The sequence below is a fragment of the Streptomyces sp. CNB091 genome (genome assembly GCF_000377965.1).
The window spans coordinates 330,666-343,980 of record NZ_KB898991.1 but is presented as its reverse complement, the minus strand read 5'-3'; the positions used below and the strand labels follow the sequence as shown (position 1 = coordinate 343,980).

The following is a 13,315-nucleotide window of genomic DNA, read 5'->3' as shown; positions in this document are numbered from 1 at the left end:
GTTGTGGTCGAGGCACCGAAGCGAGCTCGACCGCCCGGGTGTTCCTTGATCACTATGCGAGGTCGAGGGCCGCAGGGGCCCCGGTGTGCCGTTCCAGGACAGCGCTGTCACAGACCCAGGACATGGTCATCGCGCAGTCGCTCGTCCCGCACAGAACCATCACCCACCGGACGGAACGAGTCCGGTCGTCCGGACCCGCGGTTACGGCCGTCACCGAGGCGGCCCGCCGAAAGCGGGTCCTGGTCGTCGACGGCTCGCCGTAACCGCCCCTGGACGCGGACGTCCCGACCGGAACCCTTCAGGACGCGACCGGAGAACTGCCCTGGTAGGCGGGCGAGAACACCCGTCACGGAGCGAGCGCACACTCCTACTTCCAGCCATGCGCAGATGATCGTTCCGCTGGGCGACAGCGCGACGGATACCGAAGATCCTTCACCCGTAGGGCACCTACGCGGCAAGACCTGCGCCCTCCGAGGCCTCGGGCACCGACGCGGAGCCGCACGGGACGCCGGTGACACCTCTGTGTCCTCCCTGAGTTCGCCCTATGTCCGTGAAGACGTGTCCATATGAGGCCCAACCCCTTTTTCCCTGCTTATGCGGACGGTCGCCCCCGTGTAGACATGGTCACGGCGGCCCCGGACAACGACCAGGGGGGCCGCCTCCGCCATGTTCTGGGGGTACATCCGCCATGCTCAGACCCACCCGTCGTCAGGCCCTCGGGGCCGTCATCGGCGTCGCCGCGAGCGGAGCGCTCGTCGGTGTGGCAGCCGCGTCCACGGACACCGTGGCGGCCGAGGCCAGAAGCTCCGGCACCGCACCCGGCGGCACCGGAGCACCCGGCTCCTTCGACGAGGTCTTCAAGGGCCGCCGCATCCAGGGCACGCCCGCCGAGGCCCCCGCGAGCGCGCACGCGCACGCCGGGCACGCCGGGCACGGCGCCGGCTACAGCGTGTTGATCGACGGCCGCGAGCTTCCCGTGATGCAGCACGGGAAGAGCGGCTGGAGCAGCACGATCAACCACTACGAGAGGTTCGCGACCCCGCTGGAGGCCGCTCGCACCGCGGTCATCTCGCTCAAGGGCGCCGTCGTCGTCCCGTTCGACCCCACCGCCTGAGCCGGGAGCAGCAACCATGACCGTACGGAAGAACCAGGCGAACCTCACGGCCCCCGAGAAGAAGGCCTTCGTCGACGCGGTACTGGAGGTCAAGCGCCTAGGGGTGTACGACGAGTTCGTCCTCGCCCATCGCACGCGGTTCTCGATAGACATGAACTCCGGCGTGTACGTGGGCCACTTCGGGCCGTCGTTCCTGCCCTGGCACCGCAAGTTCCTCATCGATTTCGAGAACGAACTCCAGAAGATCGACGCGTCGGTCTCGATCCCCTACTGGGACTGGACCGCCGACAACACCGTCGGCTCCTCGCTCTGGGCCCCGGACTTCCTCGGCGGCACCGGACGCCCCCTGGACGACCAGGTGATGGACGGGCCCTTCGCGCACTCCGGCGGAGACTGGACGATCAACGTCTCGGTCGACAGCCGCGCCTTCCTCGCCCGTCAGCTCGCCTACCGCGTTCCCTCGCTCCCGCCCCGGTCGGACGTCGACGCGGCCCTCGCCCTGCCCACGTACGACTCCCCGCCCTTCCGTGACGGCTCGGCGGGCTTCCGCTCCGCGCTGGAGGGCTCCGCGGGATACATGAGCATGCACAACCGGGTGCACACCTGGGTCTGGGGCCATATGGAGACGAGCGTCTCCCCGAACGATCCGGTGTTCTGGCTGCACCACGCGTTCGTCGACAAGCTCTGGGCCGACTGGCACGCGCTCCACCCGACGAGCGCCGAGTACCTCCCCGCCGGCGGGACGGTCGATGTGATCGATCTGAACGACACCATGCCGCCCTGGCCGAACACGACCCCGCAGAGCATGCTGGACCACACGCAGTTCTACACGTACGCCTGAGTCCTCGTCACGGGGGCGGTTCACCCGTGCCTCCAGGCATCCCTGCCGACCGGCCGAGCAGGTGGCGGCGGTCCGCAGGGATGCCTGATGCGACTCTCAGTCGTCCCAGGGGTACACCCCTTCCTCAGCGAGGCGCTCCTCCTCCCTGTCGTGCAGGAAGCGCGCGTGCGGGACACCCACGAGAGACGTGTCGCTGATCGGGCATCGGACGAATTCCCCCCGCAGCAACCTGACGAGGAATTCGACCATTCCGCAGCTGTACGCGGTCCAGGCCGCGTCACCTCGCGCCCACACGGCGAGGGGCCAGGCATCGGGATCGGGCCCGCCGGTGATCCAGCCGAGCACGTCGGAACTGTCCGTCTCCCCCCACACCAGGATCCGATCGAGCCCGTCGGCCTCTACACGGGGGTCGGTCCACCTCTGGTGGTCCGGGTCGGACTTCATCGGGCCGGACAGGGGAGCGACCCGTCTGACCATCGGGTCGGAGGTCACGACCGGGATCAGGGTGGCGATGCGCCCTTCGATGGTTCCGTGACCGAAGAGACGCACGAACTCCTTGTAGTCCGAGGGGAAATCCGTCCCGTAGGCGGATTCAACCGTCGCCCAGTCCACCACATCTCCGGCACCGCCCTCAAAGGGGACGATCAGGCTCGACAGTTTCGTCATTCTCTCTGTCATTTCACATACCCTTCCGGAACCGCTCTGCCGAGGTTCTGAAAACGACCACTATTCACGCCGTACATGATGTTCTGAACTTCATCGTCGAACTGAATCCCCGGGGCACCTCCGGCGGTGACGCCTCGCGCCTGCATGCGGAAGGCGGTCGGAACCACCCTGTTCCCTTCGTAAAGGGGCGTCACCTTGTAGTGCACGACCTGCTTACCCTTGTCGATCGCGTCCTTCACCATGTTCTCGTAGTAGACCATGTTCGGGCTCTGCCCCGGGTCTCGCGGATCCATCGGAGTCGCGTTGGCTGATCGGGAACAGGTAGACAGGTTGTCGTAGCGAAGCCCGTCGCCACCCAACTGCTTTCCCAGCAGGTGGCAGGCATTGCGCCAGAACTTGGCCGGACGGTTCCCGTTGTTCGAGGCGTTGATGGCAGCCCACGTATAGCCGGGCGGGGCTATTTTCGACGTCTGGGTTTTCGTTCCGGGGTTGGCAGCGAGGAAGGACTCGTCGAGGCAGGCCTCAACACCTGTGGCCCGATTTCCGTGCAGGGCGTCCACAGGGCCGTATGCACGCCAGCCGCCCCATGCCCCGCGGCAGTCCCCCGAGTTGTCACGGCCGCCCCCTGATCCGGGGTCCGCGCCCGGCGCCGGGTGGGTGTCCGGAGCCTGGTCCGGCGTGAACTGGCCGTTGTTGACCAGGCCCAGCATGTCCAGCGCGCCGACGATCATGTCCCAGCCGTCGCCCGGCTTCCAGCCGCCGTTCCTCGGATCCCAGTCGGGCTTGGGGGCCGGCCGGTCGACGGCGGGCTTGGGGTTGGGGCCGTTGTTGACGTTCTGGTCGATCGGCGGGCGCGGCGGACGTACCGGGGCACGGACGGCCTGGGCGACGCCTGTGCCCGGGTTGTTGTAGCGGGGGGTGTAGCGGGGCGCCGCGTTCCACCTCGGGTACGGCGTGGACCGGCCGCCCTTGGACGCCGAGCTTCCCCGGGACTTTGTACTGCTGAACCGGCCGGCCTGGGCTCTGAGCGAGTCGGCCATGGAGCGGGCGTAGCTGTGGGAGAAGACGTTGGTCTGGACGTAGCTGTTGCTCATGCCGGCGGCCTGACCACGCTGGTGCTTGTCGAGCACCATGGCCCCGCCTCCCACGGCGACCGTGCCGAAGACGCCCCAGCCGAGCGCTTTCCAGCCGATGGCCGCGCCGAGCACGAGGGGGAAGACGTGACCGCTCGGGTCGGTGCCGTTCTGCGGGGAGCCGAAGCCGTACGAGTAGCGGTTCGCCCGCTGGCCCGACTGGGTCGGGTCGAGCTGCCAGGTGTCGCGGGAGCTGAAGCCGCCCGTGCCCGGCTGGTACCAGCGCGACGCCATGTTCACGTCGCCCGACGCCTCGTCGGTCCACCCCGACTGGAAGCCGAGGGCCGTGGTCGTGCCGCTGGAGGCGCTGACCTGGCCGAAGGGGTCGTAGGCGGTGGAGCTGGTGACCTGGCTGCCGTCCGGTGAGAGGCCCGCGACCACGTCGGTGTGGCGGTCGGTGATGGCCCACTGCGCGCTTGCCGTGCCCCGTTTGCTGGCCAGCAGGGCGCCGTGCGGAGTCCGGCTGTAGACGCTGGTGCCGTCGCTGAGCAGGTTGTTCGAGCCGCCGTCGTAGCTGAAGGCGGTGGCGCCCTGCCGGGCGACGCGGTCGAGCGAATCGTACGAGAAGGCCGCCTGGCCGTCACGGATCTTGCGTTCGAAGGCGTCGAAGGTCAGCTCGCGCGGCGCCCCCGAGCCGCCGGTGACCGTTTCGAGGGTGCCGCGGGCGGTGTAGTCGTAGGTGTTGGTGCCGTCGCCGGTCAGCCGGTTGCGTGCGTCGTACGAGGCGGTGGCCCCGCCCGCGGTGATGCGGTTGCCGGCGCCGTCCCATCCGTAGGCCGTGGTGGTGCTGCCGCTGGTCCAGGAGGTCATCCGGCCGGAACGGTCGTACTCGTAGGTGTTCTGGCCGGCCCCGGCTGTCCCGCTCGTCGTCTTCTTGGTCAGGAGGTCGTCGAGGTCGTACGCGTAGGAGATCCCCGCCTTCTCGGACGACTTGTCCGTGTTCGTGATCCGGTCGCTCGCCAGGCGGCCCAGGCTGTCGTACGTGTAGTCCCGACGGCCCGTGGCCACGTACTCCGTGGATCCCTCGGGCTTCACCGCGTACTCCTCCAGCAACGGCCGGCCCGCGGCATCGAAGTCGTACCGGATGTCGCTGTCGCTGATGGAGTCCCACACCCAGTCGATCCGGCCGCTGTCGTCGTAGCCGTAGGACGACGACGCGTCGGCTCCCACCCGCTGGGTCATGTTGCCGTCGGCGTCGTAGCCGTAGCCGACCTGGCCACCGGTTCCGGCGGCACTGAGCAGCTGTCCCCGGTCGTTGTAGGTGTACGTGTTCCGGGCCGACGGCTGGTCGCCGCCCGCCGCCGTCAGCCGGCCGGCCAGGTCGTAGGCGAGGGTGCGCCGGTTCGTGGCGGCCTCCGCGCCCGTGCCGGTCTCCTCGACCAGGCGGCCGAGTCCGTCGAAGGCACGGCGGCGCTCCACGCCTCCGGGCAGGAGATCGGCGATGTCCTGGCCCGCCTTGTCGTAGACGGTCGTCCAGGTGCGGTCCGCGAGCGCCGGGTGGGCGGGGGTCGCGGGTTCGACCGTGGATTCGGGCAGGTTCCAGGGGGTGAACGTGTACGTGGTGGAGTTGCCGCGGCCGTCCGTCAGCCGGGTCCGGTTGCCCTGGGCGTCGTAGCCGAACGTCGTCGTGATGGACGTGCCGTCCTTCACGGGCTCGACTTGTTCGGTCATGCGTCCCAGGGCGTCGAAGGTGTACGTGGTGCGGGCCCGGGTCGCTGTGACCCCCGCGGTCCGGTTGCCGTCGGCGTCGAACTCCGCCGCCACCGTGCGCAGCACGCTCTGCCCCGTGCCGTGGTCGGCGGCGGCCGTGGTGTTGCCGAGGGCGTCGAACGTGAAGGTGCTTCTCCGGTCGGTCGGGTCGATCGTCTGCGTCTGGCGGCCGAGCCTGTCGTAGCCGAGCCTCGTGACGCCCTGGCCCGGGTTGGTCGTCGTCGTGGGTTCGCCCGCCGCGTTGTACGTGGCGCGCGTGGTACGGCCGCCGGGGGTGGTGGCCGAGGTCTGGTTGCCCGCGTCGTCCCAGACGTAGCGGGTGGTCAGGTTCTGGAGGGACGGGTAGCGCTCGACGACGGTGTCGGTGACGCGGCGGCCGAGTTCGTCGTACGTGGCTTCGGTCCGGGCCCCCGTCGGGCCGGTCGCCGAGAGCTGGAGGCCGGTCGGGGTCCAGGTGAACTCGGAGACCCCGGCGCCGTCGAGGTCGGTGGAGCCGGTGCCCGTCAGGCCGGAGGGCTCCTGGCCCAGGGTGGTGGGCAGGGACCCGGCCACGGGGTCGGTGCTGGAGATCAGGTTGCCCAGCTGGTCGTAGGCGTAGCGGCTGGTGCGGCCGAGCGGGTCGGTCGTCGTGGCGGGCCTGCCGAGCGCGTCGTAGGTGGTCGTGCTGACGGCGCTGAGCTTCGTCCCGCCCGGCGGGGTGTAGTCGGGCAGGGTCACGGCGGTGGGCGATCCGCGGCCGTCCACCGTGGTGCGGGTGACGGCTCCGCGTGCGTCGCGGCTGTCGGTCGCCTCGCCGAAGGTGTTGTAGCCGGTCAGGGTGGCGGGCCGGGTGGTGGTCGCCGCCCCGCCCTTCTCCTCGATGGAGACCTCGGGTGCGCGGGTCTCGACGAGCCGTCCGAGCGCGTCGTGGCGGTAGGTGGTGGTGTACGCCGCGGGGTCGACGCCGTCGGCGTTGCCGCGCGGTGTGACGGTGGTGAGGGCGAGCCCCCGCTGGTCGTAGCTGCCGGTGGTGATGTGCGTGGACGTGCCGTCGGTGAGCTCCTCGCGGACGACGTTGCCGGCGTCGTCGTACGCGGCGGTCATGGACAGCCGTTTGCCGGTCGCGTCGACGGGGCGGCTCTCCTTGGTGACCCGGTCGTCGTCGTCGTACTCGATGTCCGTGATCCGGTTGAGGTCGTCCGGGTCGAGCACGGTGCGGGTGACCCGTCCCGTGGCGTCCACGGTGTGGTTCACCGTGGTGCGGCCACCGCCGGTGACCTGGCGCGTCAGATGGCCCGCGCCGTCGTAGCCGTTGGCCTCCAGGGTGATGTCGCGTCTGCTGCCGTCGGCTTGGGTGACCTGGCGGGCCGTGCTCGTCGCCAGGAGGCCGTCGTCGAAGTAGGTGAAGGCGGTGGTGGCGCCCATGGCGTCCGTCGAGGAGGCCAGGCGGCCCGCCGGGTCGTAGGCGTTGGAGAGCAGGACCAGGTCCCGGGCCCCGTCGCCGGGCGCACCGGTCCAGTCCTTCAGGACGGTCTCCGCGTGGCGGCCCTGCGGTGTGTAGGCGTAGGTGTGGCGGGTGCCCACGGGGTCGGTCGTGCCGGTCACCCGTCCCAGGGCGTCGTGGGTGGACGTCGTGACGTTGCCCTCCGCGTCGGTGACGGTGTCGTTCCGGCCGTGGCTGTCGTAGTGGTAGCCGGTGGTCCGCGGGGCGTCGCCGCCGGAGGTGTCCTTCACGGACTCGCTGAGCAGGTTTCCGTCCGGGTCGTAGGTCCTGGCGATCTCCGCGGTGTGCGTGCGGCCGGTGAGTTCGTTCTTCACGCCGACACCGGACTCGGAGACGATCCGCGACATCTCGTCGTGGGCGAACGTGGTGGTGACCCCGTCGGGGAAGGCGTCGGATATCTGTTTCTCCGCGACCTTACGGCCCAGACCGTCGTAGGTGAACTCGGTCGTCAGACCCGACGGCGAGACGATGCGCGCAAGGCTTCCGGTGGCGAAGTACTGGTGGGACGTGACCGCGCCGCCGGGGGTGGTCTTCCTGGCGACCAGCCCCGCCGGGGTGGTGCCGCCGCCGACGGCCGGTTCCGTTCCGGTGGTGTAGGTGGTGGTACTGCTGCGCGCGTCGGCGAGCGTCGTGGTGCTGGGCAGGCCGAGCGCGGTGTACGTCTGCGTCGTCCGGTAGCGGTTGTCGTCGGGGCCGCTGGAGCGTGGGTCGCGTACGGCGACGGGCTTGTCGTTCCGCGGGTCGAGTGCGTCGTCCGGGTTGAGGTGGTGGTCGGTGAAGGTGGTCCAGCAGGAGTCGGCGTCACGGCACACCGTGCGGGTGACGGTGTTGCCGCGCTCGTCGTGGCCGGTGATGGTCGAGTGGCCGTTGGGGTCGGTCACGGTGTGCCGGAACCCGCCGGTGTCGTAGCGATAAGTGGTCGTGGCTCCCGCGGAGTCGGTGACGGCGGTGGGCCGCATGCCCTTGAGCGCGTCGTACGAGGTGCGCACGGTGTTGCCGAGGGGGTCGGTCACGTTGATCGTGGCGGCCAGCGAGGAGAGTCCCGAGCGCTGACGCGCCTGGTAGTGGTCCGCGACCTGGTCCGCCGTCAGGGCCTTCCGGTAGAAGGCGGCTTCGTCGATGCGGCCGGTGAAGTGGTAGGTGCCGCTCGGCACGCCCATCCAGCCGGAGCTGGCGTAGCCGGCGCCGAGATAGGAGTAGGCCCGCGCTTGGGGGGAGATCGTGCCGGCCAGACTGCCCACGAGCACTCCGTCCAGGTACAGGGACTGTGTGGTGCTCGCTCCGGTGAGCACGACGTGGTGCCACTTGCCGTCGGTGACCGATTGGGTGGAGGTGATCGGTTTCGCCCCCGGGCTGCCCGTCGGATACCACTCGCCCCGCAGCTTCCCGGCCTCGTCGATGTTGAGCGCGGGGCGCCAGGAGGTCGGGACGTCACCGAGCTTGGCGTTCTGAAAGCCGAGCAGCACTCCGGGCTTCGTCGTGTTGAACCACAGTTCGGCGGTGAGGTCGGTGGTTCCGGCGAGCAGGTCACCGGGCACCGAGACCGCGCCGTTTCCGGACAGCTGCACCGCCTGGCCGTCGCCGACACCAAAGATGCCGGTGGCACCGGGGCCCGCGCCCGTGTAGGTGCCGTCGCCCCCGGCGGCCGTGACCCTGCTGACGGCGGTGGTCGCGCCCTTGCCCTCGTCCAGCGGCCAGTACGCCGTCGGCCCGTCCCCGACGATCTGCCCGCGGTAGTGCGTGCCGTCGCCGGCGATCAGAGCCGAACGGGCGGCGAAGTGCTTCTTCACCGTTGCCGCGCTCATGGTCCGCTCGTACAGCGCGACCTCGTCCATCTGACCGGTGAAGTGGTACGTGCCGCTCGGTACGCCCATCCAGCCGGAGCTGGCGTGGCCGGCGCCGAGGTAGGCGAAGGGCCGGCCCTGGTCGGAGATCGTGCCGGCCTTCGAGCCGACCAGCTCACCGTCCAGGTAGAGGGACTGCTGGTTCACGGCTCCGGCGAGCACGACGTGGTGCCACCGGTTGTCGGTCACCGACGTGGTCGAGGTGATCGGGTCCGCGCCCGGGTTCCCGGCCAGGTACCACTCGCCCCGCAGCTTCCCGGCGGTGTCGATGTTCAGCACCGGCCGCCACGAGGTCGGGGTCTCGCCCAGCTCGGCGTTCTGCAGCCCGAGCAGGACGCCGGACTTGGCGGTCCTGAACCACATCTCGATGGTGGGGGTGTTCGGGCTGGTGGGGAGGTCGTTCGGCAGCTGGACGTACGAGTCGGCTCCGCCGTCGAAGGTGACGGCGGTGTCGTCACCGTCGGCGAAGACGCCTGCCGAGCCCAGGGAGACACCGGGTCCGTACGAGCCTTCGGACCCGTCGCCGACCGTGCTCACCGCTTTGGAGCCGGTGGCCTCGCCGAGCCGCCAGTAGCCCTCGGGGGCGAAGGCGCGCACCTCGTCGGCGTAGGAGACGGAGCCGGCGGAGAACTCGGGAGCGGATACCTTCCACGTCCCGCCGTTCTTGTCGGTGTGCTCGGTCAGTCGTCCGGTGGCCGTGTCGTAGACGGCGGCGGCGTGGGTCCTGCCGGAGGGCAGCGTCACCTCGGTGACGCGTCCGGAGGCCGTCCGCGCCGCGAAGTGGTCCTTGACGGTGGCCGCGTCCAACGGATGTCCGTAGACGGCCACTTCGTCCAGGGAGCCGTTGAGGCGGTGCGTGCCCGCGGCCACGCCCATCCAGCCCTCGTTGCCCCAGCCCGCGCCGAGAAGGGCGGTCTGGTTGTCGCGCATGCTCACGGTTCCGGCGAGGCTTCCGACCTTGGCCCCGTCCAGGTAGAGCGTCTGCGTGGTGCCCTGGCTGGTCAGCACGGCGTGGTGCCAGGCGTTGTCGGTCACGGTGTTCGTGGAGACGATCGGCTTCGTGCCCCCGTGCTCCACGGTGTAGAACTGGCCGCGCAGTTTTCCCGCGCCGTCGACGTTGAGGAAGGGGCTGTACCGGTTGGGCCGCGACCCCGCCCCGGCGTCCTGGAGGGTCGCGAGCACCCCGGACGAAGTGGTCCTGAACCAGAGCTCCACCGTGAGGACGTCGGACGACTCCAGTGCCTGTTCGGGAAGTTCGATGACCGAGTCCTGGCCGTCGAACGATGCCGCGGAGTCACTCGTTCCCGCGATCGCGGGCCCGGCTCCCAGGGTGACGTCCTGGTAGAGGGCGTCGTTGAGGCCGGAACGGGAGGGCGCGCCGCTGCGTGCGGTGGAGCCGTCCGCCTCGCCGAGGGGCCAGTAGGACTCGGGGCTCGCGTCGAGCACCATGGAGTGGTACAGCGATCCGTCCTCATAGGTGTAGACGGTGCAGCGCGACGTGGAGGTGGGCGGGCACGCCTTGGTCAGACGGTCGCCCGTGTAGCTGTAGGTCCACGTGAGCCCCGGTGTCCCCGGCCCCACCGGGCTGGTGGTCACCGAGCCGATCCGGCCGCCGGCCCAGGTGAAGTGAAGGGACCGGCCCGAGAGCTGGTCCGTGACCTTGCTCAGGGTGCGGCTGCTGCCGACACCGGAGTACGTGAGGATCTGGGCCCGGCCCGCACCGTCGGTGACCGACGTCAACAGGCCCGTGGTGTCGAATCGCAGTGTCGTTCCCGTGCGCTGACGCAGCAGCCAGCCGGACGAGTCGGCGACGAGGTCGGTGGTGCTGCCCGAAGGTCCGGCGAGGGTGCCGTCGGGGTTGCGGCCGAACCGTGCCTGCGAGCCGTCGGCGTGCGTGATCAGGACGGTGCCGGCGGCGGATTCCTGGACCAGCCTCATGTCCCAGCGGGTCGCCCAGCCGATGCCGAAGGCGTTGATCCTGCGCGGGTCCAGGGAGTTGTAGGTACGCGTGACGGACAGTTCGGGGCCTACGGTCGACACGGCGGCGTCGGTGGCGGCCGTCACGTAGTTACCCGACCGCGCGCCGATCTCACCGGTCCCGTCGGCGCCGCCGAGGTGGCTGGTCACCGCGGGCTGCGGGACGGTCGTGGTCACGAGGGACGCTCCCGGCAGGGCGGACGTCGCGCTGCCGTCGTACACGTAGGCGTACCAGGCGTACGTCTTGCCCCAGGACAGCCAGCCGGCCGGTACCGTCCACCGCTGGTTGGTACTCCGCGTGCCCTTCTTGCAGTTCTTGCGACTGTTGCTCCCTTCAATCTCGCACACTTCGAAGGTGTACTGGAGCGCCGACTTCGGGTAGCGGTCCGCGTCGGTGCCGTTCGCCCAGAGCGCCGGGGTGAGGGAGTCGACGGGCGTACCGCTGGGAGGGGAGGTCGCTGTCAGGTTCGGCGGTATGTTGACCGCGGATATCTTGATCGACGCCCCGGGCACGCCCGCCGAGGTGAAGCGACTGACGCCGAGGTCGGTCATGGTCCACTCGATGGTGTACGAGGCTGGGGCCAGCGGAGCGATCTTGGCGTCCACCGTGACGCTCGCCCCGGGCGCGACCGCGCTCGGCATCTCCGTGTAGGCGATCTTCGCGCTGTCGGTGATCTCGGTGCCCGCGGCGTTGTACAGGTTGTAGCGCAGCTTGTAGTTGCCGCCCTTGGGCCAGGCCACCTGTCCCCGGTTGGTGAGCGTGATCTTCATCGAGCCCTGGGTGCTGGCGGTGACGGGAGCGGTGAAGTCCCCGAGTCCGTAGGTCGCCCCGTAGGGCGTCCAGGTGACGTCCAGGCTCGGCTTTCCGTTGGGGTAGTCGTCCGATCCGAACTGCTTCCAGCCCTTGGAGTCGGACGTCGACGCCTTCACGGCCAGTCCGTAGTTCTTCTTCCGGCCGTGTGTCCAGTCGTCCACCAGCTTGCGTCCGGCCGAACCCAGTTTGATCGACTCCCACTTGGCGCCGCCGCAGGGGTAGGCGGTCTGGCCCGAGGGCCGCCAGCCGTGCGCAAAGCTCTTGGAGGCGAGGGCCGAACCCGTGGAGGGCCCGGGGTACTTGGTCGTGGTCGACTCGGCCCAGTTCGAGGTGATGGGGTGGACCGTCACCGGGCGGGCGGTGCAGGAGTAGGAGTAGGTGTTGTAGAGGGCCAGCCCGGCGTTGACCACCCAGGCGTTCTTGAGCGTGGTCTCCAGGCCGGAGAACCGCAGGAACGCGGCCGCCTTGTGCCCGCCGCCGTCGTAGGTGCCGGTCTTGAGGACCGTGTCACTGGAGAAGTTCTGGTTGTAGGGGGACTGGACGTACGTACCGGAGGTCGCCGCGACGGACTTGAGCGAGGGGTCCACCCGGACCGGGAACACCCGGTCGGGCGCGTGGAGCCACTCCTCGTCCAGATCGACCACCAGGACCTGCCCGCCGCCCTCCTCCACGAGGCTGAACCGCACCCCTGAGGAGATCTCTCCCTGACCGGAGTTGTCCTCTCGCCGGGAGTCCTCCATCCAGCCCGCGGGCATCCACGCCTGTTCGACGCCCTGGGCGTCGGTGAACGACACCCCGCCGTGGTCCGCGATGCTCGCGGTGAGCCCCTGGACATGGAGCGGGAAGCGCCAACGCGTCGGCGCGTCCTTGCTCCGCAGGATCATCGTCTCCTTGAGCGATCCGCTTCCCGCGACGAACTCCAGGTCAGCGGCCTCGTGTACCTCGGGATACGTGATGACACTGCCGGACACCCGACCGCCGGACGGCCGGGCGTCCTCGACGCCGTACCCAACCGACAGCTGGTCATCCAGCTCCATCCGCACCACGGGGCCGGCCGCCGCGTCCGGGGCGAACGTCAGCGGCGCCTCGGCGGACCTGGTCCGCCAGCCCGGGCCCTCGTCACTCCCGCTCATGGTGCGTGGGCCGGCGTCCTCGGCGGGCACGAGGGAGGAGTCGGTCTTCTGCCATGTTCCTTTCCCCGTACGGAAGTTGACCGGCTCATTGTAGAAGCGGGTGGTGTAGGTCCCGTCGTCGTTGAGGAAGGTGGACTCCCGCTCCTTGCGCGCACTCTCCACCTCGACACTGCGCTCGGCATCGAATCCGGCGGGAGCCACCGGGTCGGGCGGGTCCACCTCCACCACCGGCCCCGGGTCGGGCAGCATCACTTCGCGCTCTTCCGGCCGCCGCTCGACCGAACCTCCGTCGAGCGGAAGTTCACCCGGCGCGGCCACGGGCTCGCCGCGCCCGCCGGGGACCGTGGCGTCCGTGGCGTCCGTGGCGTCGGTGGCGTCGGTGGCGTCGGTGGAGGCCCGGTGGCTGCGCCCGTCGGCCGAGCCCCATTCCTGGTCAGGGGCCTCCCCCGTGGGGACGCGCACAGCATCCGTGCGGTCGAAAGCGACCGCGGCGCGCTCCGTCCCCACCAGCACGGTCAGCACCAGGGCAACAGCGAAAACGACCGGACGCAACGCACGCACAGAAAACTCCCCCGCAGATCACCAGAACATGAGAGTTCT

General features: G+C 69.9%; 4 protein-coding genes. 2 read left to right on the top strand and 2 right to left on the bottom strand.

Going from position 1 to position 13,315, the window contains the following annotated elements:
• Window positions 1-688: 688 nt before the first annotated feature.
• Window positions 689-1,114 carry an apotyrosinase chaperone MelC1 gene (gene melC1, locus D581_RS0105445; protein ID WP_018956215.1) on the top strand — a complete coding sequence of 142 codons (426 nt, stop codon included), beginning with the start codon at window positions 689-691 and terminating at the stop codon, window positions 1,112-1,114.
• Between the two features lie 16 nt (window positions 1,115-1,130).
• Window positions 1,131-1,955 carry a tyrosinase family protein gene (locus tag D581_RS0105440; RefSeq protein ID WP_018956214.1) on the top strand — a complete coding sequence of 275 codons (825 nt, stop codon included), beginning with the start codon at window positions 1,131-1,133 and terminating at the stop codon, window positions 1,953-1,955.
• 96 nt (window positions 1,956-2,051) lie between these two features.
• On the opposite strand, the gene D581_RS0105435 is transcribed toward D581_RS0105440, so the two are convergent.
• On the bottom strand, window positions 2,052-2,621 hold the full coding sequence (locus D581_RS0105435; RefSeq protein WP_486585803.1) for an SMI1/KNR4 family protein: 570 nt from the start codon (window positions 2,619-2,621) through the stop codon (window positions 2,052-2,054).
• Window positions 2,622-2,629: 8 nt separating this feature from the next.
• Window positions 2,630-13,276 carry a LamG-like jellyroll fold domain-containing protein gene (locus D581_RS0105430; RefSeq protein ID WP_026290239.1) on the bottom strand — a complete coding sequence of 3,549 codons (10,647 nt, stop codon included), beginning with the start codon at window positions 13,274-13,276 and terminating at the stop codon, window positions 2,630-2,632.
• Window positions 13,277-13,315: the final 39 nt, after the last annotated feature.